The following is a 26,866-nucleotide window of genomic DNA, read 5'->3' on the forward strand; positions in this document are numbered from 1 at the left end:
GTATCTTGTCCCAAGCTCGAGAAACGGCAGTGGCCGCAACCCAACAATGAACCTGTCATGACGAGAATTGACGAGAGCCAGAATAGCAAACACCAAACATATGCAGCGTAAACAACGAATTTTAGGAAACATGGCTGGCTAGAGCCGACGCGCTGGGTTGCTTCATGCAGCAAGCAATCCCGTGGACTGCTGCCTTTGCGTCAAAATACAATATTGCATTGATAAGGCGTGAGTATTCACATGCAACAATCATACTACATTCTCATGTAGCCGGTAAATACGAAGATAGCAGCCTAGATATTACACGTCAAGATCGCCTTCATTGATCACTCAACCAAGCGATGAGGGCATTTTGGCCGCAAGCCGGCTGGATGCTCCTGGTGTTTGAACAGAATAAATCCACGAAGACGCGCAATCCCTCACCCGCCCGTTTAACCCGGAAAATACCCGGCCCAAAACGCATAAAGCGGCACTTTGGGGTGCCGCTTTACCCAAATTCTCCAGAAAGCTGCCGCCATATTGTGGCGGCATCCGTCATGGCATTTTTACGGGTGTGCTGAACCGGCTCGAGTCGATGGCCTTGGCACCCGGGCGGAAGCTTGCGGTGGCGGCAGAGGCCGACATATCGTGGCTGAGCATGCGGTTATTGACCACGCGCGGTGCTTTCACGGCACGGCCGGACACACCCTTATCCTGGCTCAAGGCCCAGTCGGAAATTGCTTCCTGCGTCAAGCGACCACCGCTGACCATGGCTTTCTGAGAAACCACGGCATCCTGCTTGCTGGGGCGCGAGCCCTTGGTTGGCAGGCCAGCTGTCAGACCGCTATTCTTCGCCTGTGGCTTGACATCAAACGCATCGCCGTAGCTCGCATCGTCACGCGGTGCTGATGCAGGCGTAGCTCTGGCTGTTTCCACGGGCTTTGCAGCAGGCTGCGTGGCGGCACTGCGTGTCAGCGATGCCGGGAACTGTGCAGCCGATGGCATGGCAGTTGCTGTCATTGAGGAGCGCGCATCCTGTCCGCTCTGTTCCAGCGCCGCAACAACCACAGGCGAAAGGCTAGCCTGCTCCTGCTCGGCATCATCTTCCTGGCCATCGAAGTTGGAATTGGCGTTGGCAAGCAGTGCTTCGGCAACGGCTGGACGGTTGGCAGGAACGGGAACATGAGCAGCCAAGGCATCGCCCGGCATATCTTCAGAACCCAGAGAGGCCGTTACGATAGGACCGTCAGCGTCACCCTTCAAGCGGCGCGGACCAAGCAGTGTCGGCACGGGAATGGAATATTGTGCCAGATCGGCGAACTGCTGCTCGGCAGGAGCGGCCGTCGGCGTTGGCATGGTTGCAGCCTGAAGAGCATCCTGCGCGGCGTTGCGCGTTGGCGAATAGAGCGCGGTCGCTAGACCGGTCTGTCCATCCTGATTGCGGAATGCAGGCCTAGCCGTTGGCAAAGGCGCGTCGGAAATGGCAGGAGCCGGCTGCGCGGAGGCAACGGCAACGGCAGCAGGCGCTTCTTCCGTCTCCTCAGCCACAGGTGCAGCGGCAGGCGCCGAAGGACGCGATGGGGCGACTTCCGGCGTTGCAATGCCTTCGGCATCTTCATCCTCATCGCCACCGCCAAACAGGGCCGCGAGCAGAGTTTTACGCTTGCCACCCGATGGCGCAGACGCAGGGCCTTCGCCAGCGGTGCTGGCAACCTGAATGGAGGACGAGCTGACACGCTTTCTGTAATCGCTCATCGCCTGCTCATAGCCAGGCAGAGGCTTGCCATCGGCTGGCAGGTGAATGGTGTTGCCCTTGGGGAAAATTCGCACGAGTTCCTGGCGGCTCATGCGTGGCCAAGCACGCACATTGCCGACATCAAGATGCACGAAGGGAGAACCGGAGGTGGGGTAAAAGCCGACGCCGCCAATCTGCATCTGCATGGCGATTTCACGCAGGCGAGCAAGCTTTACACCGGGAATGTAGAAATCCATGGCCTTGCCGAGCGTGTGCTGGCTGCTTTTTGCAACACCCTTTGTGCGAGACCGCAGCATGCCGTTGGTTTCAGGCGAGCGGAAGGCCGAAACGACGTTGATATAATCACTGCCACCGGAGCGGCGATAGACTTCCCACACCAGATCAAACAGGCGCGGGTCCATCTTGGTTGGCTGGTTGCGGCGCCAGTCACGCAGGAAACGGTTCAGCTCCTGCAGACCCTTCTGGTCGTACTTGCCGTTGCGCTTGAAGGTGATGACGGCTTTTTCTTTGGTGTGGATATAATAAAGCTTGAGGCTGCGGGTTTCAGCAGCCGCTTCTGTGGCCGAAATCCCGATAAAGGGAACAGCTGCCATCATCAGGCACGCGCAAGTCACGACGCGTGCCGATAGCTTCTTGCATGTATCTTTAATCACGCTGCGCGCCTTCTTGCCCGAGAGCGCGAATTTCCGATGCAGATAAAGCAATTTGATCCCCGCCTGGCAGACAATTCGTCACATTGCCCCACATGAACCTCAATTACGGTCACACGATGGCAATTTTGCCACACATGAACACTCATCCTCTATATAGTGAATGGAATACTAACAAGAGGTTTATAGACCGTAAGTGAATATCCTTGCCCAGGAGTTAACAAATATCGGTTTTGCTAATTTAAGCACCCACCTGATGCATCATGCGGCATCACGAAGCGGATCATCGGGATCAATGCCATAATCCTTCAACTTTCGGTAGAGTGTGGAGCGTCCAATGCCGAGTTTGCGGGCCACTTGGCTCATCTGGCCCCGGTAGAATCGCAGGGCAAAACGGATCAGTTCCTCCTCGATATCAGCGATCTTTCGGACGTCGCCGCTGTCATCGGTCGATGCAATCAGGCTACCGCCCGGAAACACCGCCGCTGAACGCTCCTCATCCGTAGCGATGGCTTCCATGACAGAAAGAATTTCGGCAGCGCTTGTACGGCTCTCCGGAGCTGGCGCAACCAGAAGCGAACGCTCAGACAGCCGGTGAGCCGACAGGTCGCGCTCATCCACATCATCCCTGAACTCGGGAACCTGAAAGGCTATCTGCGGGAAATCCGCTTCGGTCAGTTCGTCGCCCTGCGCCAGCACCACGGCGCGGAAGACAGCATTTTCCAGCTGGCGAATATTGCCCGGCCAATCATAAGCGGTGAGCAAGGCCAAGGCACCGGCGCTGACGCCCAGCGCATGCGGCAATTTCTGCTCGATGGAGAAACGCTCGGCAAACACGCGTGCAAGATAGGGAATATCCTCCTTGCGGCGGCGAAGCGCTGGAATGGTGATGGGGAAGACATTGAGGCGGTAATAGAGGTCTTCGCGGAAGCGGCCTTCCTTGACCTCTTCGATCAGGTTCTTGTTCGTGGCTGAGATCAGCCGCACATTGACCTTCTGAACCTTGGTGGAGCCAACGGTCTCGATTTCGCCCTGCTGCACGGCGCGCAAAAGCTTGACCTGAACCTCAAGCGGCAGATCGCCGATCTCGTCCAGAAACAGCGTTCCGCCATCGGCTTCCATAAACTTGCCCATGTGCTTTTCGGTGGCGCCGGTAAAGGCACCCTTCTCATGGCCGAAAAGAATGCTTTCCACCAGATTGTGCGGAATGGCCCCGCAATTGACCGTGATGAAGGGTTTGCCCGCCCGGTCGCTGCCAGACTGAACGGCACGCGCAATCATTTCCTTGCCAACGCCGGACTCACCTTCCAGCACGACCGGAATATTGGATTGCGCCGCACGCTGCGCCAACTCGATCACCCGCAGCATGGCGGGGCTTGCCGAAACGATATCGTTGAAGTTGACCGCATGATTGCGGGAGCGCTTGCCGGTACGGGCCTTTGCCTCGCGCTGGTCAAGTTTCAACGCGTTGGCAATCGCCGAGCCGATCCGCTCGGGCGATACGGGCTTGACCACGAAATCGAATGCCCCGGCGCGCATGGCCTGAACCACGGTGTCGATGCCGCCCTGACCGGTCTGCACGATGACGGGCACATCCGTACCCAGCTCCCCAACAGCCTTAAGAAACGACAATCCGTCCATCTCCGGCATCATCAGATCAAGCACGATAACGCTGATATCGCCGCTGTGTTGTTTCAACAGCTCCAGCCCTACCCGGCCGTTTTCAGCAAGGATTGGGTGATGTCCATAACGCTCCACCGCTTGTCTCAGCAAGCGGCGCTGAACTGGATCGTCATCGATAACGAGTACTTGCGCTGTCATGTCAGGCTCCGGTTTCCGGTTTATGGACGTGCTTCATGCAGTCCCTTTGGAGGGAATGTGACATGCAAGGCTTGAACATCCAGTTTTGAGATTTGCTTGCATTTTATGCATTGCCACGGGAAACAGAGCCCCCATATGCTTGGGGCAAAGATGAAGAGGAAAGCCTGACATGACCTTCAAGACACCGATCCCCCTGCCCGTTTTTTCTGGCGCGGAAGCCGCAAGTGCTGCCCTGGGTGACTTGCCCACATGGAAGCTTTCCGACCTCTTTACCTCTGCGGATGCCCCGGAATACAAGGGCGCGCTGGAAAAAGCCGCAAGCGATGCCAAGGCATTTGAAGCAAAATGGAAGGGAAAGCTTGAGGCCGCCGCCAAGCTCTCTGGCGATCAAGGCCTCGGTGCCGCCCTCAAGGAATATGAAGCGCTGGATGACAGTCTCGGCCGCATCGGCTCCTTTGCCGGGCTCACCTATTTTTCCGATACGTCCAACCCTGCAAATGGCAAGCTTTACGGCGATGCGCAGTCGAAACTGACGGATATGTCGTCTCATCTGCTGTTCTTTGCGCTGGAATTGAACCGCATAGACGATGCAACGATCGACGCGGCCATCGCCAACGATCCGCTGACGGGCCATTACGCGCCGTGGATCGTGGATCTGCGCAAGGACAAGCCGCACCAACTGGATGACAAGCTGGAACAGCTTTTCCTCGAAAAATCCATGACAAGTGCTGCCGCCTTCAATCGCCTGTTCGATGAGACCATGTCGGAACTGCGGTTCGAGGTCGACGGCAAGAGCATGGCGCTGGAAGAAACGCTCAACCTGCTTCAGGAACCAAACCCGGAAACGCGCAAGGTCGCCGCTCAGGCGCTCAGCACGACTTTCAAGAACAATCTGCGCGTCTTCACGCTGATTACCAACACGCTGGCCAAGGACAAGGAAATCTCCGACCGCTGGCATAAATTCGAAGACATCGCCGACAGCCGCCATCTGGCCAATCGCGTTGAGCGCGAGGTTGTGGATGCGCTGGCCCAAGCGGTGACAGAGGCCTATCCGCGCCTGTCGCACCGCTATTACGCGATGAAGACCAAGTGGCTTGGCATGGAACAGATGGAATATTGGGACCGCAACGCGCCGCTGCCCGATACATCCAATGCTGTCATTCCATGGGAAGACGCGAAAGACATGGTGCTCTCGGCCTATGGCGATTTTGCCCCTGAGATGGCCGATATCGCCCGCCGCTTCTTTGATGAGCAGTGGATCGATGCCCCTGCCCGCCCCGGCAAGGCACCCGGCGCATTCGCCCACCCCACCGTGCCGTCAGCTCACCCTTATGTGCTCGTCAACTATCTCGGCAAGCCACGGGATGTGATGACGCTCGCCCACGAGCTGGGCCATGGCGTCCATCAGGTTCTCGCTGGTGGACGGGGCGCCCTGATGTGCGCAACACCGCTGACGCTGGCCGAAACGGCCTCGGTCTTCGGTGAAATGCTGACCTTCCGCAAGATGCTGGACAACACCACGGACTTGCGTGAGCGCAAGGCGCTTCTGGCCCGCAAGGTGGAAGACATGATCAATACGGTCGTGCGCCAGATCGCGTTCTATGAATTCGAGCGCAAGGTCCACACCGCCCGTAAGGATGGCGAGCTGACATCCGAGCAGATCGGCGAGCTGTGGCTGTCTGTGCAGCGGACAAGCCTTGGACCGGCGATCAGGATTTCCGAAGGCTACGAAAGCTGGTGGACCTACGTTCCCCACTTCATCCACTCGCCCTTCTATGTCTATGCCTATGCCTTCGGTGATTGCCTCGTCAATTCGCTCTATGCGGTTTACCAGAACGCCGACACCGGGTTCCAGGACAAGTATTTCGAGCTGCTCAAGGCTGGCGGCACCAAGCACCATTCCGAACTGCTCAAGCCCTTCGGCCTTGACGCCACCGACCCGTCCTTCTGGAACAAGGGCCTGTCGATGATCGAAGGATTAATCGACGAGCTGGAGACTCTGGATAAAGAATAATCATGAAAACCGGCGGCGCTCCCATTTTCGGGCAAGCTTCGCCGGTTCTTATGCCTCACCTTACGTGAACAGCTTGATGGACACTGATCATGAAACGCAAACCGGCTGACCTGACATTGCGGGAAACGCTGCGCTGGGAACCTGCATCAGGCTTCAAACGGCTGGAGCAGCACCTGCGCCGCCTGCTGCGCTCAGCCGATGCACTGGGCTTCCGTGCACCGTCTGACGCGGCCAAGGCACTAAACGCGGCTGTCGGCGGCACCCAGCCGCTGATCGTGCGCGTGGTGATGAACTACAAGGGCGAACTGGACGTGGCAGCGGAACCGTTCGTTCCGCTCTGCGACAACGCGGTCTGGCGGCTGAAGATCGCGGAAAAGACCCGTCTGGATTCCGCCGACACATTCTACCGGCACAAATCATCCCGCCGCGAGCCCTATGATGCCGCCCGCGCAGAATTTTCGACCGCCGAGGCCGATGAGGTGCTGCTTTTGAACGAGCGCGGAGAAATCTGCGAGGGCTCGGCCACCAGCATCTTCGTGGAAACCGCCGAAGGGGCGCTTCTGACGCCACCACTCGATAGCGGCATTCTGCCCGGCGTGCTCCGCGCCGACCTTATCCGCGAGCGCAGGGCACGGGGACAATCCCTCAAGCCGCAGGATCTTGCAGGTCGCAAGCTGTTCGTGGGCAATTCCCTGCACGGGCTGGTGGCTGCGGAATTGGTCTAGAGCCACTCCACCCGCGCGCGTCCGTTCTGCTTTGCAGCATAGAGCGCACGGTCTGCCCGCTGGTACAGGTCGGAAGCGGTTTCTCCGGGCTGATAAAGCGAAAGCCCGGCCGAGCAGCTGTAGGAAAAATCCGTTGCGCCGGGAAACGGGCAGGATGCTCTAACTTTCTCCAGCAAACGCTTAACCATACCAGCGCAATCCGTCAAAGCCGTGCGCGGCATGATGAGCATGAACTCCTCGCCACCCACGCGCCCGAAGCAATCGGCACGGCGGATCGTTGAGTGAGCGATCTTGACGAAATCGCGCAGAACCGTATCGCCTCCCTGATGGCCGAAGCGATCATTGATGACCTTGAAGAAATCAATATCGATGACGCAGAGCCCGAAGGGTCCTTCTGCGCCCTTCTGGACTTTCTCCATCTGGGCATCGAGATTGGCAAAGACGAACCGGCGGTTGGCGGTTCCGGTCAACTCATCGGTTTGCGCGGCGCGCTGGGCAATGTCGCGGTCCTGGCGCAGGCTGCGCTGGTTTTGCCGCAGTGCCGTAATGTCGCTTCCCACACACAGCATCCAGCCATCATCCTGCACGGTCTCCGTCATCCAGATCCAGCGGCCATCATGCAGGTCCAGTTCCAGCCCGCGAAAGGGCAGCTTGCCACGCCGCGATTGCGCCGACAGAAACCACGCCTCGTAATCCGTGGTGGTGATGATCAGGCCTTTTCGATCGACGTAATTCGCCCGCAGAATATCGCCCCACATGGGGAAGGCGTCGCTGGCCAGATTGAAGGCTTCGCGAAAGGCGCGGTTGGCGTGTCGCAGCCTGTCATTTGTATCGAAAAGCGCAATAAACACAGGCGTCGCGTCCTGCAGGGCAATGACGCGTTCCATCAGACTATCCAGATTGGCAGTCTCTTGCCTCACGATTTTGCGCCCTCCTCAAGCCGAACCATGCATTCGGCGTGGTTGCATTATAATGCCTGGAATGGAAACGCGAAGTCTCAAGCCATACCTGTGATTTATGCCCGGAATGATGACGCCCACATGCGGATCGGTTTACCCTTTCGTCAGCCTTCACACGCCCGTCATCCGGCTACCCTTTATTGTTACAGACTAATCATCTAGCTTGAGCCTTGTGTTCCAATAGGAAATTAAAGAATGACGGACGTTGAATACCCGATCCTTGGCGAAATTACCGGTCCCATTATCATGATCGGTTTCGGCTCTATCGGGCGCGGTACGCTTCCATTGATCGAGCGGCATTTCAAATTCGATCTCTCGCGCCTTGTCGTGATCGACCCCCGGGAAGACATTGCCGACTATCTGCAAAGCCGCAACATCCGCCATATCCGTGCACATCTGAGCCAAGAGAATTACAAGGATGTGCTGAAACCTCTGATCAAGAATGTCGAGGGACAGGGTTTCTGCGTCAATCTGTCGGTCGATGCCTCCTCCGTGGATCTGATGAAGCTGTGCCGCAAATATGGCATGCTCTATATCGACACCGTCGTTGAACCCTGGCCGGGCTTCTACTTCGACACGGATGTGGATAATGCCGCCCGCACCAACTATGCGCTGCGCCAGACCATGCTGAAAGAAAAGGCCCGTCGCCCCGGTGGCACAACGGCTGTTTCCACCTGCGGTGCAAACCCGGGAATGGTCTCGTGGTTCGTCAAGCAGGCGCTGGTCAATCTGGCAAATGACACAGGCCTGGAGTTCGACGAGCCCGAAGCCCACGACCGTGAAGGCTGGGCAAAACTGATGCAGACGCTGGGCGTCAAGGGTGTGCACATTGCCGAGCGCGACACACAGCGCGCAAAGGACCCCAAGCCCTTCAACACCTTCTGGAACACATGGTCTGTCGAAGGCTTCATTGCTGAGGGCATGCAGCCTGCCGAACTGGGCTGGGGCAGCCACGAAAAATGGATGCCGAAAAACGCCAAAAAGCAAAAAAAGGGCAACAAGGCCGCGATCTTCCTCGATCAGCCCGGCGCTTCCACCCGCGTGCGCACATGGTGCCCGACACTCGGCCCCCAATACGGCCTGCTGGTCACGCACAATGAAGCGATTTCGATCTCGGACTATTTCACGGTGCACGACAAGCGCGGCCATGTGGAGTTCCGCCCCACATGCCATTACGCCTACCATCCCTGCAATGATGCCGTGCTCTCGCTCTACGAGATGTTCGGCAATGGCGGCAATGCCCAGCCTGTCCAGCATGTGCTCACAGAAGCCGAGCTGACCGATGGTTCCGACGAACTGGGTGTGCTGCTCTATGGTCACGAAAAGAACGCCTATTGGTATGGCTCGCGCCTGACATTGGAAGAGGCGCGCAAGCTTGCTCCCAACCAGAATGCCACAGGTCTTCAAGTCTCCTCCGCCGTTCTCTCGGGCATGGTCTGGGCGCTGGAAAACCCTCAAGCGGGCATCGTTGAGGCCGATGAGGTAGACTATCGCCGTTGCCTCAATGTCCAGCGGCGCTATCTGGGGGCTGTGGAAGGTCACTACACCGACTGGACGCCCATCGATGGCAGGCCGGGCCTTTTCCCGGACGATATCGACACCAACGACCCATGGCAGTTCCGCAATATTCTGGTGCGCGACTAGAAACCCCGCCCCACCTCAGGGTGCAGACTGGTGCTGGTTTGCAACGCTTGTCCTTTTGTGGAAGGCGTTGGGAACCAGCGCATGGAGGTGGCCGTTCGCTTGCAATATAGTCAACTTCCATACATGGTCTGATTGATAGATCGGGAAGAATCGCAGGAGACTTAAGACATGAATTTCAAGACAGGCGCAGCCTTGGTTCTGGCCGCAATGGCAGCCGCTTCATGTTCTCCAACAGGCCCATCGCCTCGCCCCATGCCACCCGTCGCGGCGCAGGGTCCGGCTGTCGATGGTCGCTGGGTCGATAAGAACGGCATCGTTTCCACGTTCCAGGCGGGCGCGTTCTCCACTCGCTCCACAGACACCAACACGCTGCTGGCGTCGGGAACCTATGTCACCCTGTCGCCAACGCTTTATGAGATCAACATGACCTCGCTGGTGCGCAACACCCAGTCGCGTGTCAATTGCGCGCTCATCTCCCCGTCGCAGCTCAACTGCACGACAGATAGCAACAGCCAGTTTACGCTGACCCGCCAGGGCTGATCCGCTTCCGACATTTCTCTTCGACGTTGATTGAACGCGCGCTTAAAGCGCGCGTTTTTATTTGCGCACACCTGTCACAATTCTGCTTGCGGCAGATGGCCCGAGATGAAAACATCATCGTTGAAAGACTGACACACTTTCACAATAGCTATGATGGCAGGGACGAGCCCTTCAGCATTTCGCTTTCAACAGGAGAGATACGATGAACAGGATTTTGAGATTCAGCCTGATGACCGCATCGGTCGTCGCGCTTTCGGCGGGGGCAGCGCTGGCTGACTATCAGCTCAATATTCTCCACATCAACGATCTGCATTCGCGGATCGAGGCGATCAACAAGTCGGATTCGACCTGCTCCGCTGCGGAAGCTGGCAAGAACGAGTGCTTCGGCGGCATCGCCCGCGTCAAGAGCGCCATCGATGCCCGCCGCACCGAACTCGGCACCAATGCCAATGTGCTGGTGCTGGATGCTGGTGACCAGTTCCAGGGATCGCTGTTCTACACCCGCTACAAGAGCGTACCCATTGCCGAATTCATGAACGGTATCGGCTTCGATGCCATGGCCATCGGCAACCACGAATTCGATGACGGCCCGGCTGAGCTTCTGAAATTCATCAATGCGCTGAAATTCCCCATCATCTCCGGCAACACGAAAATCGCCGATGGCTCCGAACTGAAGGACAAGTTCAAGGGATACTTCATCAAGGAGATGGGTGGCCAGAAAGTCGCCATTGTTTCCGTTCTGGCAACCGACACAAACGAGACATCTTCGCCCGGCGACAAGGTGACCTTTGACGACGAGATCGCCTATCTCAAGGGTGCTGTGAAGGAAATCCAGGATCAGGGCGTCAACAAGATCGTCCTTCTGTCCCATGTCGGCTACGTCAAGGATCAGGAAATCGCCCGCTCGGTGGATGGTATCGACGTGATCGTCGGCGGACACAGCCACACATTGCTATCCAGCACCGATCCGAAAGCGGCTGGCCCCTACCCGACGCTGGTCAAGGACCCCGCCGGTATCGATGTTCCCATCGTCACGGCCTATGCCTATTCGAAGTTCCTCGGCGACCTCACCGTTACCTTTGATGACAATGGCGTGGTCAAGTCCACCGCTGGCGCACCAAAGCTGCTGGACGCGTCGGTCACGCCGGATGAAGGCTTTACCAAGCGTGTGGCAGAACTCGCCGCCCCGCTGGAAGAGATGAAGCAGAAGCAAATCGGCGTTGCCGAAGCGGCCATCGACGGCTCCCGCGAAGTCTGCCGTGCCAAGGAGTGCACCATGGGCAACCTGGTGTCGGATGCGCTGCTGGAGCGCGTCAAGGATCAGGGCATCACCATCGCCATCCAGAACGGCGGCGGCTTGCGCGCTTCCATCGATGCGGGTCCTGTGACCATGGGCGAAGTGCTGACGGTTCTGCCATTCCAGAACTCCGTTGCCACATTCCAGATCAAGGGTGTCGATCTTCTGGCAGCTCTTGAAAATGGCGCAGGCCAGATCGAAGAAGGTGCCGGTCGCTTCGTGCAGACCGCTGGCCTGAAATATTCCTTCGATCGCTCCAAGCCCGCTGGCAGCCGCATCGTCTCCGTCGAGGTCAAGGAAGGCGACGCCTTCGTCAAGCTCGACCCGGAAAAGACCTATGGCGTGGTGACCAACAACTACACCCGCACCGGCGGCGATGGCTTCAAGACCTTCGCAACCAAGGCCATCAACCCTTACGACTTCGGACCAAGCCTTGAAGATGCCGTCGCCGCCTATATCGGCGCGCACAGCCCCTACAAGCCTTACACAGATGGCCGCGTGATGGACGTCACCCCTGCCGACTATGTGGCTCCACCAAAGGAAGCCAAGCCCGCGACACCTACGCCTGCCACAACGGCGCAGGCCCCAGCAGCCACAACGCCTGCACCTGCCACCGCAACAGCGCCAGCCGCAACCGCTCCGGCACCGGCAGCAACCACAGCCGCGCCTGCCGCTATGGCACCTGCTGCTGAAAAATACGTCGTGACCCGTGGCGATTCTCTCTGGAAGATCGCTGCCGAGAAATACGGCAATGGCACGGAGTGGAAGAAGATTGCCGAGGCCAATGCGCTGAAGCGTCCAAACCACATCGAGATTGGCGAAGAACTGACCGTTCCAGCCAACTGATCTGCCGACACGAAATTGAAGCCGGTCCGCGCTGCGGGCCGGCTTTTTATATGGGTGAGAAGATTACGCGTTGAAATGTCACGTCCTGAACTCAAGATTTCAATTCAGATTGTGATATCGATGCTTTACAAGATGATCCAACACCATGGTCCTGCCGTATGGCTGATCAAACAATGCAGGTTCAGGACGATTTCATGATCGCAGATAACTCCACGGCTCAAACAGCGCATTTCCCCGCAGACCACCCGAAGGTCGCCTTCGGAAAGGTTGGCGTGCTCCTCGTCAATCTCGGTACGCCAGATGGCACCGATTACAAATCCATGCGCCGTTATCTGGCGGAGTTTTTGAGCGACAAGCGCGTGATCGAGTGGTCGCGCCTGTTCTGGTATCCCATTCTCTATGGCATCGTGCTGAACAAGCGCCCGCAGAAGGTGGGCAAGGCCTATGAGGAAATCTGGAACCACGATCTGAACGAAAGCTACCTGCGCACCTATACCCGCAACCAGGGTGAGGCATTGGCGAAGATGCTGACCGATCTGCCCAATGTCGTCGTCGATTGGGGCATGCGCTACGGCAAGCCGAGCATTGCCGAACGCATGGACGCGCTGAAGGCGCAAGGGTGTGAAAAAATCCTGCTGTTTCCGCTCTATCCTCAATTTGCGGCGGCAACGACTGCCACCGTCAACGACAAGGCTTTCGAATATCTGATGAAGCAGCGCTGGCAGCCAGCGCTCCGCACCGTGCCGCCCTATCACGACGACGACACCTATATCGATGCGCTGGCCAACTCCGTCAAAGCCCATCTGGCAACGCTGGATTGGGAGCCGGAAAAGATCATCGCCTCCTTCCACGGCATTCCGCAGTCCTACTTCAAGAAAGGCGATCCCTACCATTGCCAGTGCATGAAGACGGGTCGCCTGCTGCGTGAAAAACTGGGTCTGGACAAGGACCGCTTCATGATCACCTTCCAGTCCCGCTTCGGGCCGGAAGAGTGGCTGCAGCCCTATACCGACAAGACAGTGGAGCGGCTGGCCAAGGAAGGCGTCAAGCGCATTGCCGTGATGAATCCGGGCTTCGTTTCCGACTGTCTGGAAACGCTGGAAGAAATTGCAGGCGAAGCGGGCGAGATTTTCCACCACAATGGCGGCGAGAAGTTTTCCCACATTCCATGCCTGAATGACAGTTCTGAGGGTATGCGGGTTCTCGAGAAAGTTGTACGCAGGGAGTTGCAAGGTTGGGTTTGACCCAACCCTGAGCAATTCCGGACGCAAAACCGCGTTACACTTTTGCTGGAATTGCTCTACCTGACACCTGCCAGCACATGAGGAGATGGCGATGTTTGATCTGGGTGGTTTCGATATTGTCGTGATCGTCGTTGTGGGGCTCGTCATCCTCACGTTGTTTGCAGGCATCAAGACGGTGCCGCAGGGCTATCGCTACACGGTGGAGCGCTTCGGGCGCTACACCCGCACTATGGAACCCGGCCTCAACATCCTCACGCCCTATATCGAGCGCGTCGGTGCAAGGTTGAACGTGATGGAACAGGTGCTGGATATTCCCACCCAGGAAGTCATCACCAAGGATAATGCCAGCGTCTCGGCAGATGCCGTCGCCTTCTATCAGGTGCTGAACGCCGCGCAGGCGGCCTACCAGATCACCGATCTGCAATCGGCCATCCAGAACCTCACCATGACCAATATCCGCTCGGTCATGGGCTCCATGGATCTCGATGAGCTGCTGTCCAACCGCGATGCCATCAATGACCGCCTGTTGCGCGTGGTGGATGAAGCCGTGGGCCCATGGGGCATCAAGGTCACCCGCATCGAAATCAAGGACATTGCGCCGCCCAAGGACCTTGTCGATTCCATGGCCCGGCAGATGAAGGCTGAGCGCGAGAAGCGCGCGCAGGTTCTGGAAGCCGAGGGCTCGCGCGCTGCGCAGATTCTGCGGGCCGAAGGCGCCAAGCAATCCGCCATTCTGGAGGCTGAGGGCCAGCGCGAAGCGGCCTTCCGCGATGCCGAAGCGCGTGAGCGTCTGGCAGAAGCCGAAGCCAACGCCACCCGCATGGTGTCAGAAGCGATTGCAGCCGGTGATATCCACGCCATCAACTACTTCATCGCCCAGAAATACACCGAAGCGATGACCGCCATTGGCACCGCCAAGAACTCCAAGATCGTGCTGATGCCGATGGAAGCGTCTGCACTGATCGGCTCTCTCGGCGGCATCGGCGCCATCGCCAAGGAAGTGTTCGGCCGCGACAGCAATGCACAGGCTACGCCCGATACAGCCGCCTCGCCCAAACAGCGCAGCTCCGTTCCATCAACGTCCAGCCGCCCGGCTGCCCAGACCATCAACGTGACCATCCCCAACAACCCGTTCGGCCCTTCCACGGAGCGTTGAGATGATAGCCAGGCTCGTGACCGATCTTGGCCCGTGGAGTTGGTGGATACTCGCCGCCCTCCTGCTGGCCGCCGAACTCGTCGCCCCCGGCGTGTTCCTCATCTGGATCGGCGCCGCCGCGCTCGTCATCGGCGCGGTGTCGCTGGCGCTCTGGGATACGGCTCTGTGGAGCTGGCATGTTCAACTGCTGCTGTTTGCCCTGCTCTCCATCGCCTTCGCGCTCCTTGGACGCCGCCATTACGGCCGCAACCACGCCAAAACCGACGAGCCCTTCCTCAACCAGCGCGAAGCCAGCCTCGTAGGCCGCACCGCAACCCTGCAGGAACCCATCGCCGAAAGCCGAGGCCGCATCCGGCTGGATGACACCTGGTGGCCCGTCCAAGGCACCGACCTCCCCGCCGGCACCCGCGTGCGCATAGCGTCCGCCCATGGTCGGACATTGGTGGTGGAGAAGATCGAGGTTTGAGGGTCAAGTCACCGGGACGCAACGCGTTTGCCTTCCACGGGCGATCCTTCCCCGCGTGTGGATGGGCACAGACCATACATTCGATAACTGCGCGTCCATCTAAGTGCAATATTACCGAATCGGCTTCAAATAACCGTCGTGAAGAATGAAATTATAGTCTAGCCCAATAAAGGTTCGAATATTTTAATTTAGCGCTTGCTATTTAAGTGAGCTGCAACGCTTCCTGCATTGCGCCAATCCGGCGCATGAAGGATCATTTCATGAAAATTCTTTCTGTTGCCATCCTTGCACTTCTATCTTTCGGAAGCATTGCAAACGCGGCTTGTAACTATGCCAGCGATAGGGCCAGCGACGGCTCGCGCTGCGGCGGTCGTGCTGCGTCAGAAAGACCTGGTGGCAGATAGTCGCCTCAATACGCTTACCACCATTTGCAGCCGTCCGGTTAACACTGGGCGGCTGCTTTCATTGAGGCGTTTGAAAGCAATCTGGGTGCTACGACGGATGCAGAGGCAGCCAAGACCGGAAGCGGCCCGCGCAACCCCGCCCCGAGCAAGTATCATCCAATATCGGGAATTTCGCCATGCTGGTAGATAATCACAGGAGGGCCGTATTCGCCCATGTCGGGGTCTGCATCGCGCGCCCATGCCAGAACACCGTCATACTGGCTTGAGAGAGCCTTGCCCTCGCGCACGGCGCGCTCTTCGGTCGGCATTTGCCTTGGCTCGAATGCCTCGACCATGTTGCCCTCGTCGTCGGCCTTGTAGGCGGCAAGAACGATCAGTTTGATTTTAGCCATGGCGCTGTTCCTTGTGCGGATAGAGGCAACCTATACCACAGGTAAAAAGCAAGGGTGATGATTGTGTCAGGCCTGCAGGTTTAATGCTGGTGCAAACGCCCAACTCGGGTGCGCATGCACCAAAACCAAAAAAGGCTTTCGGTTTCCCGAAAGCCTTTTTGAAACTGGATGGTGGGCGTGACAGGGATTGAACCTGTGACCCCTACGATGTCAACGTAGTGCTCTCCCGCTGAGCTACACGCCCTCCGTTGCGGCGCATAAATCACGAAACTGGATGAAGCGTCAACTGCTTTTTTTCAGTTTTGTGAAAGGTTTATGCGAAGCCTTATGCCACAAGGAGTTTGTTCACTTCGTCGACGAGGTCGCGAAGGTGAAATGGCTTGGAAAGGACCTTTGCGTCCTTCGGTGCTTTCGAATCAGCGTTGAGCGCAACGGCTGCGAAACCGGTGATGAACATGACCTTGAGGTCAGGGTCGAGTTCGGTTGCGCGGCGGGCAAGCTCTATCCCGTCCATTTCCGGCATCACGATGTCGGTCAGCAGGAGCGAGAAAGGCTCCTCACGAAGCCGGTCATAGGCGCTTGCGCCGTTATCGAAGGAGGAAACCTTGTAACCGGCTTTCTCAAGCGCCTTCACGAGAAAGCGGCGCATATCATTGTCATCTTCTGCGAGAAGAATTTTCTGTACCATTTAAATGACCGTAGCTTCTGGATTTCTGGGAATACCTTACCCTGATCATACCGCATGTTCAGTAAATATCATGTGAACGGCAGAATCGTGGCTTGGACGACTGATACACAGTATGGACTTGCTCTGCCTTAACTGGCAACATGAAGCTTCTGGCAGAATTATGACATGGTAAACGGGGCGGAATGGACTGGGTAACGGGCGAGTACGAACTCTTCGAAGTGCACGAACCGGCCGTTCACAGCATTCCGTTTGTATTCAACTCTCCCCATAGTGGCCGCTGCTACCCCATTTCCTTCCTCGAATCATCCCGCCTCGACGCTTATGAGATCCGCCGCTCGGAAGATCATTTCGTCGATGAGCTGTTTTCAGGCGCGGTCGATCTTGGCGCTCCGATGCTAAAGGCCAATTTTCCCCGTGCTTTTCTGGACGTGAACCGCGAGCCCTATGAGCTTGATCCGCGCATGTTCGATGGCCCGCTCCCATCCTACGCCAATATCGGCTCCATGCGGGTCGCAGGCGGGCTTGGCACGGTACCACGCATCGTGGCCGAGAATATGGATATCTATGCGCGCCGCCTCACCGTCGATGAGGGAATCGAGCGCATCGAGAGCATCTACAAGCCCTATCACGCCTGCCTGCGGAAGCTCGTTTCGCGCACCCATGCCAATTTCGGCATGGCGGTGCTGATTGATTGCCATTCGATGCCGGGCAATATCCGCCTTGCCAATTCCAATGTCCGCCCTGACATCATCATCGGCGACCGCTTCGGCACCAGCGCATCTGCAGAAATCTCCCGCGCCGCTCTCTATGTTCTGGAAGAGCTTGGCTTCACCGCCGTGTGCAACAAGCCCTATGCCGGCGGCTTTATCACCGAACATTACGGACGCCCCGTTCGCTCACTGCATGCCTTGCAGATCGAGGTTAGCCGGTCGCTTTATGTGGACGAGAAGACGCTTGTGAAAACACCGGACTTTTTCGCGGTGCAAGCGGCGCTCGACAGCTTCATGCGGCAGATGGCGATGTTCGTTTCCGAATACGCCATCGACATGGCATTTGCCGCCGAATAGGCCGCGCCCAACCATCCAAATGATGAGCATAGCCGCGATGTGGCCAAAAAAAACCGCGCCTTGGCGCGGTCAAGTCTAGGGAGGAAACACCCAAGGAGGGTATTTACAGTCAAAGACTGTAAGGAGACACTAGCAAGAACTGCACAATTGTCAAGCATATTTTATTTTGCTCATATTTTGTGCTGATTTTTGCGACTTTGCCATTATTTTAAGCTACAACGCACAAGACGCGTGCACAGCATGGCTTCAACCCCATGTGGACGAAGCGGCCCTGCCGGGTTATGCAATGGACCAATTGCTTTCATTGCCGAGGAAAATGATGCTGCCAGATCGCGACTTCTTCTTTCGTCTTGCCGATGCCGCCAAAGCGGAGACCCTGCCCCGGTTTCGCACCGGCATCGCCGTCGCCAACAAGCAGGATGGCGGCTATGATCCAGTGACAGAGGGGGATCAGGCAGCAGAGACCGCCATCCGCGCGCTGATCACGGAGCGCTTTCCGGACCACGGCATTCTGGGCGAAGAACATGGCAGCGTCGGCACGGACCGGGAGCATGTCTGGGTCATCGACCCCATCGATGGCACCCGCGCCTTCATTTCGGGCCTGCCAGTCTGGGGAACATTGATCGGCTTTCAATCGTCAGGTCGCGCCGTCATGGGCGTCATGGATCAGCCCTTCACCGGCGAGAGGTATTTTGCCGATGGCGAAAACGCATGGTATTTCGGCACCGGCGGCGACAGGCAGATCAAAACGCGCAATTGCCAATCCCTCTCGGACGCCATACTCTTCACCACATCGCCGCATATCTTCACACCGGGTGAAGCGAAGCTCTACGGCGCGGTGGAAGAAAAGGTCCGCCTGTTCCGCTATGGTGTGGATTGCTACGCCTATGCCCTACTGGCCGGTGGCCATGTGGATCTCGTCATTGAATCGGGCCTGAAGCCGTACGATGTCGGCGCGCTCATTCCTATCATCGAACAGGCTGGCGGCATCATCACCAATTGGGATGGCGGAAGGCCGGAAGCTGCGGGCCGCATCATCGCCGCCGGAAGCAAGGCCGTGCATGAACAGGCGCTGGCCCTGCTGGCCGGGGCTTGAGGCTGACAACACCCTTCATTCGCAGTTGATGCGATGCGCGCAAGAGTTGCCTTTTGCGCATCGCCGCTGAACATATCCACATGGCAATCGCAAATCTGCACTCCAGTATAAAAGGGAATTGACAGAGCCGTTAACCTTTGATTAACCATACTACGGCACTCTAACGTTGTACTCTTTCATCATAATGTACTTAAAAGGGCGAGGATCGCTATGGCATATGACTGGAGTGGGAATACCGTTAAAGAAAAACGCGAAAACTGGACTGTGTTCTTCATCGTCACCATCCTCGCGCTTTTGCTGATTGCCGCCATCGCACCACTGGGCACCACACATGTGGCTGCGCCGCAGTTGGTCGAGTCCACTGCCAAAGCCGTCAAATCGACGCCGCTAAAACTCTAACCTTTTCCTACCACAACAAACATCGTTGGTTTGCCGTCAGCGACATCGCGTTTCCGGGGAGAGACGCGGAGCCTGACAGCCGTGTCGAACACAGGCCCGGCCAGATATCCACGGCGAAAGCCTGCAATGTCGCAAACCTGTAATGTTGTAACTCTAGGTTAGAACGGCTCCAGACTAGGGGCGCGTTTTAACAAAGAGGCTAACCGATGAACGAGCACTGTCCCCAGAAGATATTCCCGACTACCCAACTAGAAGACGCAGATGGTGACGGCCACAACGCAAGTGCCAACCCCACAATGGGCGAAATCATCAGCCAACGCTTCTCACGTCGCAATTTTCTGCAGGGCTCCCTTGCCGTTTCGGCAATTGCCGCGACCATCAGCCCTGTCGCCCTGATCACCGCCGATGAAGCCCGCGCCCAGAGCAAGGGCGGCTCCGCCTTCAACTTCACCGAGGTGGAAGCTGGCGTCGATGCCACCCACCACGTGGCAGAGGGTTATGACGCCGATATCCTGCTGCGCTGGGGCGATGCGGTGCTGCCAGGCGCTCCCGAATTCGATCCGACCAAGCAGACCGCTGAGGCCCAGAGCAGGCAGTTTGGCTACAACAACGACTATGTCGGCTTCATTCCGCTGGACGGGTCGAGCGAGCACGGCCTGCTCGTCGTCAATCACGAATACACCAACCCTCATTTGATGTTCCCGGGCCTCGTCAAGGTCGTGGATGGCAAGATCAAGCAGGGTGCGCTCAGCAAGGAGCAGGTGGATGTCGAAATGGCAGCCCATGGCGGCACCATCGTCGAAATCCGCAAGGTCGATCGCAAGTGGAAGGTCGTGACGGATGGTAAGTACAACCGCCGCATCACCACCAACACGCCCATGGAAATCACCGGCCCTGCCGCAGGTCATGATCGCCTGAAAACATCAGCAGATGCGACGGGCACCCGCGCCATCGGCACCCTGAACAACTGTGCCGGCGGCGTAACGCCCTGGGGCACATACATCATGGCGGAAGAAAACTTCCACGGTTACTTCACCGGCAAGCTACCGGAAGGCCACAAGGAAGCCGCCAATTACAAGCGTTATGGCGTGCCGGAAGGCGGCTATGAGTGGGGCAACTTCTACGACCGTTTCGATCTTTCGAAAGAGCCAAACGAGCCGAACCGCTTCGGCTGGATCGTCGAAGTTGACGCCATGGACCCAACGTCTACGCCGAAGAAGCGCACCGCGCTTGGTCGCACAAAGCATGAGGGTGCCGAATCGATCGTTGCCAAGAACGGCAAGGTCGTCTTCTATCTCGGTGACGACGAACGCTTCGACTATGTCTACAAGTTCGTGACCGAAGGCAAGTTCAACGCAAACGACCGTGCGGCCAACATGAACCTGCTGGACAAAGGCACGCTTCACGTCGCCAAGTTCAACGAAGACGGCACCATGCAGTGGCTGCCACTGATCCACGGTCAGGGTCCGCTCACCGCTGAAAACGGCTTCGCCAGCCAGGCCGATGTGCTGATCGAATGCCGCCGTGCAGGTGACGTGCTGGGCGCCACCAAGATGGACCGCCCGGAAGACGTCCAGCCAAACGGCGTCAACGGCAAGGTCTACGTCATGTTGACCAACAACACCAAGCGCAAGGCAGATCAGGTTAATGCGGCCAACCCGCGCGCAGAAAACGCCTTTGGCCACATCATCGAAATTGCCGAAAACAACGGCGATTTCACAGCCACCTCCGGCAAGTGGGAAGTGCTTCTGAAGTGCGGCGATCCTTCCGTTGCAGCTGTTGGCGCGACCTTCTCCACCGAGACGACCAAGAATGGCTGGTTCGGCATGCCGGACAACTGTGCAGTCGATGCTGCCGGTCGTCTCTGGGTCTCGACAGACGGCAACAACAACAAGCAGACAGGCCGCACCGACGGTCTCTGGGCCGTGGATACGGAAGGCGAAGCCCGCGCCACATCGAAGCTGTTCTTCCGCGTCCCCGTTGGCGCTGAAATGTGCGGCCCGCTCTTTACGCCTGATGACGAAACCGCCTTCGTGGCCGTTCAGCATCCGGGTGATGGCGGCGAAGACTGGTCCGGCCATGGCCGCCCATCCTACTACGAGGATTTGTCCACGCGCTGGCCGGATTTCAAGGACAACATGCCGGTTCGCCCGGCCGTCGTTGCAATCACCAAGGTCGGCGGCGGCAAGATCGCCGTCTGACGACACCGGCAGCGGAGTGAAAGCTCAACTGCGAGAACAATAAAGGCCGGGGCGATACCATCGCCCCGGCCTCTTCAATTGCGTAAAAGGGAAAGGCGACCTGCCGCCCCGCACTCTCTAGGTTTTGATCAGGTCCAGATGCACGACACGCGGTTCCAGAACCTGCATGATGGCATCGGAGCGGCCAATATATACGATGGCGGTGTCCTTCATCCCGGCCAGCACCGCTACCAGCCTGTCCACGGTTTCGGTTTCCAGACCTTCGAGAAGATCATCGATAAACAGCCAGCGCGGCTTCAGCATCAGCGCATTGGCAACGCGCACGCAGGCCTGCTCGTCTGAATCGAATGTCTTGTCCCAGCGCACATGATCGCCCATGCGCGGAATGATGTGGCTGAGGCCGCATTTTTCCATGGCATCCAGAAACTCCTGTTCCTGAAATTTCTGCGGGCTGCGCGGATAGCACAAAATCTCGCGCAAGGGGGCGGCGGGCAGATAGCCGTGCTGGGCAATGAAAAGCGATTCCTCACGCGGCGGCATGGTGATGGTGCCGCGCCCCCACGGCCACAGACCGGCAAGGGCAGCGAAGAACAGGCGCCGGTTGACGCCCTGATCGCCGTTCACAATCAACCGGTCTCCAACATTGATTTCAACAGGCGCCTCGCGCAGACGGAAAACACGCGACAGATCCAGCCCACCGGCCTCCGGCGAGATTTCAACCGATGTCAGCCGCACCGGGCCTGTCGTGGTCCGCTCGATTTCGATGGCATTGCCATGGCGCTCCACGCTGTCCATCTGGATCAAGGCATTGCGAAACACCGATACGCGCTGCAGATTGGCCTTCCAGGAGGCGATGGGGCCGAAATTGTCGATGTACCAGCGCAGGGCGACATTGACCTGATTGAAGGCACCCACGGCCATCATCAAGCCACCAAAGCTCAGGTTTCCGGAAAAATAGACCGGTGCGGCAATCAGGATCGGCGCGACGACGGCAAGCCAGCCATATCCCGAGGAAACCCATGTCAGGTGGGTCAGCGCCATGGCCAGCCCCCGGATAACCGCCAGCACGGCATTGATATCTTCACCGATGCGGTGACGCTCGTTCTTTTCGCCGCGCGCAAGCGTGATCGCGGTGACGTTTTCGCTGGCCCGCATCAGCGAGAAGCGCAATTCCGCTTCCTTGGAGTAGCGTTCCGCATTCAGCGGCACCAGCCGGTAGCCCACGAGGTTGCTGAGAAACGACGCAGAGCCCGCATAGATCAGCGCTGCCCACACCATGTAGCCCGGAATTTCCACCATCTTGCCGCCAATATCTATGGCAAAGCCCGCCGAAAGACCCCAGAGCACGCCAATGAAGCTGACGAGAATGATGGTGGCATTGACCAGCCCGATGGCAAGTGCGGTACTGCTTTCGGCCAAATTGCGCACATCGTCATGCAGCCGCTGATCCGGGTTAACGGCAATCGCACCAAACCCGGCAAGCCTTGCTGCGCGCCCCGGCTTGAACCATTGGTCCACCATGTCCTTAGCAAGGCCCTCGCGCATGTTCAGCGCCGTCGTCTGGTTCAACCACGTCTGGAAGACGTTGAGCAGCAAGAGTGTTCCAGCAATGACGACGAAGACTTTCAGCTCGCTCAGAAAGGCTGCGAGATCGCGTCGCTCCAGCGCGTTGTAGAATGGCGCATTCCACTGGTTCAGCCTCACCTGACCATAGGCCGTCACCAGAATGACGGTCAGCAGGGCCGCCATCAAAAAAATAAGCCTGCCGCGCACCGGAGAGGTCCAGAAAGCACTGCCCATCATCTTCAATTGCGATTTGAAATCCAGATCGAACGAGGGGGGGACCACGGTTTCGGTGGAAGGATTACCTTGCGCCATCAGTACCTTGCCATTTCCATGATTTTGTAAATTGTGGGACTTTTGTTAGGCCGTCGAATATCATTGCATGTGATGACAGCAATAGCATGACGGCAAAGCTTGTCCACTTCCCAACAAACACCGGAAAAGCTTGCAAGCGCCGCAATGCATGACGGCGGGCAAAACGTCCTTGCTTTATTTGCGTGCATTGCACAAAGTCGCAGCAATAAGAGTTCATTGGGAAACCCGGCTGCGCTGTCGGGGATATCAAAATGGACAATCAAAGAGGGGCGGCACCATCCGCGCAATCCGGAAAAACCGGGCAAGGGCCAGTATGTCGATCAAAGCAAGCATCTATCATCTGACGCATTACAAATATGACAGTCCAATCCGCCTTGGACCGCAGATCATCAGATTAAAGCCTGCGCCGCATTCTCGCACCAAGGTCATCAGCCACTCGTTGAAGGTCACGCCTGCCAATCACTTCGTGAACCTGCAACAGGACCCCTACGGCAACTTCCTCGCCCGTTTTGTCTTTCCTGATCCGGTGACCGAATTCAGGATCGAGGTCGATCTCGTCGCGGATATGACGGTCTACAATCCATTTGATTTCTTTGTCGAGGAAAGCGCCACCTACTGGCCTTTCGAATATCCCGAAACATTGAAGGCCGATCTTTCGATCTACCAGACGCCGGAGCCGACAGGCCCGCTTCTTGCAGACTATCTGAAAACCCTCGACTGGACCGAGGGACAGCCGACGGTCGACATGGTCGTTGGCCTCAACGCTCGCCTGCAACGCGATATCGGTTATGTCATCCGCATGGAAACCGGTGTTCAGACGCCGGAAGAAACGCTCGGAACCGCCAAGGGTTCGTGCCGCGACACAAGCTGGCTTCTGGTGCAGATCCTGCGCCATCTGGGGTTTGCGGCGCGTTTCGTCTCGGGCTACCTCATCCAGTTGACACCGGATCTGAAGGCACTCGATGGCCCATCGGGAACGGAAGTGGATTTCACCGATCTTCACGCCTGGGCGGAAGTCTATCTTCCGGGTGCTGGCTGGGTGGGTCTTGACCCGACCTCGGGCCTTCTGACCGGCGAAAGCCATGTGCCGCTGGCCGCAACACCCCATTTCAGCAATGCAGCCCCCATTTCCGGCGGTTATTACGGCGAGGCCAACACGGAATTTGCCTTCGACATGAAGGTCACCCGCGTGGCCGAGCATCCGCGCATCACCAAGCCGTTTTCCGACGAAAGCTGGGATCGCCTCAATGCGCTGGGCGAACAGGTGGACAAGGTTCTGGCTGAGCAGGACGTGCGCCTCACCATGGGCGGCGAACCGACCTTCGTCTCCATCGATGATTTCGAATCCGGCGAATGGAACACCGACGCCGTAGGCCCCACTAAGCGCGAAAAGGCCGACGTGCTGATCCGCAAGCTGCGGGAACGCTTCGCACCCAACGGCTTTCTGCATTACGGTCAGGGCAAGTGGTATCCCGGCGAAAGCCTGCCGCGCTGGACCTTTTCGCTCTATTGGCGCAAGGACGGCAAGCCCGTCTGGCACAATCCTGATCTCGTAGCACGCGAAGGTGCCGATACCGGCGTGACATCGGAAGATGCAGAAAAGCTGCTGACCACCATCGCCTCAAACATCGGCATCGCACCGGAACTGGTGCTGCCAGCTTACGAAGATCCGGCGGAATGGCTGGTCAAGGAAGGCAACCTTCCTGATAATGTTGATCCATCCAATTCCAAGCTTGAAGACCCGGAAGAGCGCAACCGCATCGCCCGCGTGTTCGAGCGCGGACTGACGACGCCCACGGGCTATGTTCTGCCGGTACAGGCCTGGAACGCCAAGGCGACATCGGAAAAACGCTGGATGAGCGAGAAATGGAAGACAAGGCGCGGCCGCATCTTCCTTGTGCCGGGTGATAGCCCGGTCGGGTATCGTATTCCGCTCGGCACCCTGCCCCATGTGCCGCCGTCGAAATACCCCTATATCCACCCGGCTGACCCTTCTGTGCCTCGCGGACCCTTGCCCGATTCCGTCGCGCCCTCGGCCCGCGCTCTGCCGGAAGCCTCGTTCCAGGCATCAGACAGTGCAACGCAGGAGCGCATCGAGCAATCCATCAGCGATATCAACGGTGAAGTCCGCACCGCCATGTCTGTTGAAGCGCGTGACGGACGCCTCTGCGTCTTCATGCCACCGGTGGAGCGCATCGAAGACTATCTCGACCTCGTTGCCGCAGCCGAGGCAGCCGCGACCGATCTTGGGCTTCCCGTCCATATCGAAGGCTACACACCACCCCATGACGAGCGCATGAATGTCATCCGCGTCGCGCCCGATCCCGGTGTCATCGAGGTCAACATCCACCCGGCAGAAAGCTGGAAGGATTGCGTTGATATCACCACGGCGGTCTATGAAGACGCACGCCAGACACGGCTCGGTGCAGACAAGTTCATGATCGACGGCCGCCACACCGGCACTGGCGGCGGCAACCATGTGGTCGTGGGCGGGGCCAATCCTGAAAACAGTCCGTTCCTTCGCCGTCCCGACCTGTTGAAAAGCCTCGTGCTGCATTGGCAGCGCCATCCTTCGCTGTCCTACCTGTTCTCAGGCCTCTTCATTGGCCCGACAAGCCAGGCACCGCGCATCGATGAAGCCCGTCATGACAGCATGTACGAGCTTGAAATCGCCATGGCGCAGGTGCCGATGCCAGGTGAAGGCGCCCCGCCTCTGCCGTGGCTGGTGGACCGCCTGTTCCGCAACCTGCTGACGGATGTCACCGGCAACACCCACCGTTCCGAAATCTGCATCGACAAGCTGTTTTCACCGGATGGCCCGACAGGACGCCTCGGCCTTGTCGAGTTTCGTGGATTTGAAATGCCGCCGAATGCCCGCATGTCGCTGGCCCAGCAATTGCTGGTCCGCGCCCTCATCGCCCGCTTCTGGAAAAACCCGTCGAGCGGACGTTTCGTGCGCTGGGGAACAGCTCTGGCAGACCGCTTCATGCTGCCCCATTACATCTGGGCAGATTTCCTCGATGTTCTGGCGGACCTCAAGGAAAACGGCTTTGATGTGAAGCCGGAATGGTTCACGGCACAGCTGGAGTTCCGCTTCCCCTTCTTCGGAGAGGTGGAATATGAAGGCTCCAAGCTCGAGCTCCGTCAAGCGCTGGAGCCTTGGCATGTGATGGGCGAACAGGGTGCCATTGGCGGCACGGTTCGCTATGTCGATTCCTCGGTGGAGCGTCTGCAGGTCCGGCTGGAAACCTCCAATCCATCCCGCTACACCGTTGCCTGCAACGGCCGTGCCGTGCCGATGAAGCAGACAGATGTTTCCGGCGTGTCTGTCGCGGGCGTTCGCTTCAAGGCATGGCAGCCCGCGCAGGGGCTACATCCCGCTCTGCCAGTCAACACTCCGTTGACCTTCGACATATATGATACATGGTCAAACCGATCGATCGGTGGCTGCATCTATCATGTTGCCCATCCCGGTGGGCGCACCTATGAGACGTTCCCCATCAACGGAAATGAGGCAGAAGCCAGACGGCTTGCCCGTTTCGAACCGTGGGGACATACGGCCGGACATTATCCTTTGTGGCCGGAAGCGGCGTCGCCGGAATTTCCGCTGACGCTTGATTTAAGACGCCCGCAGGGAGTGTGAG

Annotated in this window: 19 protein-coding genes, 1 tRNA gene and 2 pseudogenes; 14 read left to right on the forward strand and 8 right to left on the reverse strand. The window is 57.9% G+C overall.

Annotated features, from left to right (window positions below; all coding sequences use genetic code 11):
* Window positions 1-534 precede the first annotated feature (534 nt).
* The 3 genes and pseudogenes from RQI55_RS18560 to RQI55_RS18565 form a co-directional block, all read right to left on the reverse strand.
* Window positions 535-2,331: a DUF882 domain-containing protein gene (locus RQI55_RS18560; protein WP_409233753.1), complete on the reverse strand. Its 1,797-nt coding sequence runs from the start codon at window positions 2,329-2,331 to the stop codon at window positions 535-537.
* A gap of 315 nt (window positions 2,332-2,646) precedes the next feature.
* Window positions 2,647-2,844: pseudogene (locus tag RQI55_RS24270) on the reverse strand (helix-turn-helix domain-containing protein); the annotation flags it as partial.
* A gap of 171 nt (window positions 2,845-3,015) precedes the next feature.
* Window positions 3,016-4,206: pseudogene (locus tag RQI55_RS18565) on the reverse strand (sigma-54-dependent transcriptional regulator); the annotation flags it as partial.
* Window positions 4,207-4,375: 169 nt separating this feature from the next.
* Between RQI55_RS18565 and RQI55_RS18570 the strand changes: the two are divergent.
* Both RQI55_RS18570 and RQI55_RS18575 read left to right on the forward strand, forming a co-directional pair.
* On the forward strand, window positions 4,376-6,220 hold the full coding sequence (locus tag RQI55_RS18570; protein ID WP_243255101.1) for a M3 family oligoendopeptidase: 1,845 nt from the start codon (window positions 4,376-4,378) through the stop codon (window positions 6,218-6,220).
* A gap of 89 nt (window positions 6,221-6,309) precedes the next feature.
* A complete protein-coding gene (locus RQI55_RS18575; protein WP_042617590.1) occupies window positions 6,310-6,945 on the forward strand; it encodes an aminotransferase class IV family protein in 636 nt (211 codons plus the stop codon).
* Here RQI55_RS18575 and RQI55_RS18580 read toward each other — a convergent pair.
* The gene (locus tag RQI55_RS18580; protein WP_243256920.1) at window positions 6,942-7,844 is read right to left on the reverse strand and encodes a sensor domain-containing diguanylate cyclase; all 903 of its coding nucleotides are present in this window, start codon (window positions 7,842-7,844) and stop codon (window positions 6,942-6,944) included. The two genes, RQI55_RS18575 and RQI55_RS18580, sit on opposite strands and share 4 nt — an antisense overlap.
* A 255-nt stretch (window positions 7,845-8,099) precedes the next feature.
* Between RQI55_RS18580 and RQI55_RS18585 the strand changes: the two genes are divergently transcribed.
* The 6 genes from RQI55_RS18585 to RQI55_RS18610 all read left to right on the forward strand — a co-directional run bounded on the left by RQI55_RS18585 (window position 8,100) and on the right by RQI55_RS18610 (window position 15,097).
* On the forward strand, window positions 8,100-9,548 hold the full coding sequence (locus tag RQI55_RS18585) for a homospermidine synthase (RefSeq protein ID WP_243255100.1): 1,449 nt from the start codon (window positions 8,100-8,102) through the stop codon (window positions 9,546-9,548).
* A gap of 168 nt (window positions 9,549-9,716) precedes the next feature.
* Entirely contained in the window at window positions 9,717-10,088 is a 372-nt protein-coding gene (gene omp10, locus RQI55_RS18590; RefSeq protein ID WP_042617592.1) for an outer membrane lipoprotein Omp10, read from the forward strand.
* A 202-nt stretch (window positions 10,089-10,290) separates the two neighbouring features.
* Window positions 10,291-12,231 (forward strand): 5'-nucleotidase C-terminal domain-containing protein, encoded by a 1,941-nt coding sequence (locus RQI55_RS18595; protein WP_243255099.1) that lies wholly within the window; start codon window positions 10,291-10,293, stop codon window positions 12,229-12,231.
* A gap of 194 nt (window positions 12,232-12,425) precedes the next feature.
* The gene (gene hemH / locus RQI55_RS18600) at window positions 12,426-13,475 is read left to right on the forward strand and encodes a ferrochelatase (protein ID WP_243256919.1); all 1,050 of its coding nucleotides are present in this window, start codon (window positions 12,426-12,428) and stop codon (window positions 13,473-13,475) included.
* A 91-nt stretch (window positions 13,476-13,566) separates the two neighbouring features.
* Window positions 13,567-14,631, forward strand: coding sequence for an SPFH domain-containing protein (locus tag RQI55_RS18605; protein ID WP_192067140.1), 1,065 nt, complete (start codon window positions 13,567-13,569; stop codon window positions 14,629-14,631).
* Between the two features lies 1 nt (window position 14,632).
* Window positions 14,633-15,097 carry an NfeD family protein gene (locus tag RQI55_RS18610; RefSeq protein WP_243255098.1) on the forward strand — a complete coding sequence of 155 codons (465 nt, stop codon included), beginning with the start codon at window positions 14,633-14,635 and terminating at the stop codon, window positions 15,095-15,097.
* Window positions 15,098-15,653: 556 nt separating this feature from the next.
* Here RQI55_RS18610 and RQI55_RS18615 read toward each other — a convergent pair.
* The 3 genes from RQI55_RS18615 to cpdR form a co-directional block, all read right to left on the reverse strand.
* A complete protein-coding gene (locus RQI55_RS18615) occupies window positions 15,654-15,893 on the reverse strand; it encodes a hypothetical protein (protein WP_192067135.1) in 240 nt (79 codons plus the stop codon).
* Between the two features lie 169 nt (window positions 15,894-16,062).
* Window positions 16,063-16,137 (reverse strand) — tRNA-Val (locus RQI55_RS18620).
* Window positions 16,138-16,218: 81 nt separating this feature from the next.
* A complete protein-coding gene (gene cpdR / locus RQI55_RS18625) occupies window positions 16,219-16,581 on the reverse strand; it encodes a cell cycle two-component system response regulator CpdR (RefSeq protein ID WP_027675545.1) in 363 nt (120 codons plus the stop codon).
* A 182-nt stretch (window positions 16,582-16,763) separates the two neighbouring features.
* Between cpdR and RQI55_RS18630 the strand changes: the two genes are divergently transcribed.
* The 4 genes from RQI55_RS18630 to RQI55_RS18645 all read left to right on the forward strand — a co-directional run bounded on the left by RQI55_RS18630 (window position 16,764) and on the right by RQI55_RS18645 (window position 21,344).
* On the forward strand, window positions 16,764-17,648 hold the full coding sequence (locus RQI55_RS18630; RefSeq protein WP_042617597.1) for an N-formylglutamate amidohydrolase: 885 nt from the start codon (window positions 16,764-16,766) through the stop codon (window positions 17,646-17,648).
* A gap of 319 nt (window positions 17,649-17,967) precedes the next feature.
* Window positions 17,968-18,744: a histidinol-phosphatase gene (gene hisN / locus RQI55_RS18635; protein ID WP_243256918.1), complete on the forward strand. Its 777-nt coding sequence runs from the start codon at window positions 17,968-17,970 to the stop codon at window positions 18,742-18,744.
* Window positions 18,745-18,954: 210 nt separating this feature from the next.
* Window positions 18,955-19,143 (forward strand): hypothetical protein, encoded by a 189-nt coding sequence (locus RQI55_RS18640; RefSeq protein ID WP_243255097.1) that lies wholly within the window; start codon window positions 18,955-18,957, stop codon window positions 19,141-19,143.
* A 206-nt stretch (window positions 19,144-19,349) separates the two neighbouring features.
* Window positions 19,350-21,344, forward strand: coding sequence for a PhoX family phosphatase (locus RQI55_RS18645; RefSeq protein ID WP_311273245.1), 1,995 nt, complete (start codon window positions 19,350-19,352; stop codon window positions 21,342-21,344).
* A 117-nt stretch (window positions 21,345-21,461) separates the two neighbouring features.
* On the opposite strand, the gene RQI55_RS18650 is transcribed toward RQI55_RS18645, so the two are convergent.
* Window positions 21,462-23,222 carry an ABC transporter ATP-binding protein/permease gene (locus tag RQI55_RS18650; RefSeq protein WP_243255095.1) on the reverse strand — a complete coding sequence of 587 codons (1,761 nt, stop codon included), beginning with the start codon at window positions 23,220-23,222 and terminating at the stop codon, window positions 21,462-21,464.
* Between the two features lie 99 nt (window positions 23,223-23,321).
* On the opposite strand from RQI55_RS18650, the gene RQI55_RS18655 reads away from it, so the two are divergent.
* The gene (locus tag RQI55_RS18655) at window positions 23,322-23,582 is read left to right on the forward strand and encodes a hypothetical protein (RefSeq protein ID WP_243255094.1); all 261 of its coding nucleotides are present in this window, start codon (window positions 23,322-23,324) and stop codon (window positions 23,580-23,582) included.
* Entirely contained in the window at window positions 23,536-26,865 is a 3,330-nt protein-coding gene (locus RQI55_RS18660) for a DUF2126 domain-containing protein (protein ID WP_243255093.1), read from the forward strand. Before RQI55_RS18655 ends, RQI55_RS18660 begins: the two co-directional genes overlap by 47 nt.
* The last annotated feature ends 1 nt before the right edge of the window (window position 26,866 follow it).

The sequence above is a fragment of the Rhizobium sp. WCS2018Hpa-16 genome (assembly GCF_031843705.1).
Taxonomy (GTDB): domain Bacteria; phylum Pseudomonadota; class Alphaproteobacteria; order Rhizobiales; family Rhizobiaceae; genus Agrobacterium; species Agrobacterium tumefaciens_C.

What these genes read in the sequence shown, in the direction of transcription:
- RQI55_RS18560 (WP_409233753.1), bottom strand. Translation starts at nt 2,331, where the DNA reads ATGATGGCAGCTGTTCCCTTTATCGGGATTTCGGCCACAGAAGCGGCT.
- RQI55_RS18570 (WP_243255101.1), top strand. Translation starts at nt 4,376, where the DNA reads ATGACCTTCAAGACACCGATCCCCCTGCCCGTTTTTTCTGGCGCGGAA.
- RQI55_RS18575 (WP_042617590.1), top strand. Translation starts at nt 6,310, where the DNA reads ATGAAACGCAAACCGGCTGACCTGACATTGCGGGAAACGCTGCGCTGG.
- RQI55_RS18585 (WP_243255100.1), top strand. Translation starts at nt 8,100, where the DNA reads ATGACGGACGTTGAATACCCGATCCTTGGCGAAATTACCGGTCCCATT.
- omp10 (WP_042617592.1), top strand. Translation starts at nt 9,717, where the DNA reads ATGAATTTCAAGACAGGCGCAGCCTTGGTTCTGGCCGCAATGGCAGCC.
- RQI55_RS18595 (WP_243255099.1), top strand. Translation starts at nt 10,291, where the DNA reads ATGAACAGGATTTTGAGATTCAGCCTGATGACCGCATCGGTCGTCGCG.
- hemH (WP_243256919.1), top strand. Translation starts at nt 12,426, where the DNA reads ATGATCGCAGATAACTCCACGGCTCAAACAGCGCATTTCCCCGCAGAC.
- RQI55_RS18605 (WP_192067140.1), top strand. Translation starts at nt 13,567, where the DNA reads ATGTTTGATCTGGGTGGTTTCGATATTGTCGTGATCGTCGTTGTGGGG.
- RQI55_RS18610 (WP_243255098.1), top strand. Translation starts at nt 14,633, where the DNA reads ATGATAGCCAGGCTCGTGACCGATCTTGGCCCGTGGAGTTGGTGGATA.
- RQI55_RS18615 (WP_192067135.1), bottom strand. Translation starts at nt 15,893, where the DNA reads ATGGCTAAAATCAAACTGATCGTTCTTGCCGCCTACAAGGCCGACGAC.
- cpdR (WP_027675545.1), bottom strand. Translation starts at nt 16,581, where the DNA reads ATGGTACAGAAAATTCTTCTCGCAGAAGATGACAATGATATGCGCCGC.
- RQI55_RS18630 (WP_042617597.1), top strand. Translation starts at nt 16,764, where the DNA reads ATGGACTGGGTAACGGGCGAGTACGAACTCTTCGAAGTGCACGAACCG.
- hisN (WP_243256918.1), top strand. Translation starts at nt 17,968, where the DNA reads ATGCTGCCAGATCGCGACTTCTTCTTTCGTCTTGCCGATGCCGCCAAA.
- RQI55_RS18640 (WP_243255097.1), top strand. Translation starts at nt 18,955, where the DNA reads ATGGCATATGACTGGAGTGGGAATACCGTTAAAGAAAAACGCGAAAAC.
- RQI55_RS18645 (WP_311273245.1), top strand. Translation starts at nt 19,350, where the DNA reads ATGAACGAGCACTGTCCCCAGAAGATATTCCCGACTACCCAACTAGAA.
- RQI55_RS18650 (WP_243255095.1), bottom strand. Translation starts at nt 23,222, where the DNA reads ATGGCGCAAGGTAATCCTTCCACCGAAACCGTGGTCCCCCCCTCGTTC.
- RQI55_RS18660 (WP_243255093.1), top strand. Translation starts at nt 23,536, where the DNA reads ATGTCGATCAAAGCAAGCATCTATCATCTGACGCATTACAAATATGAC.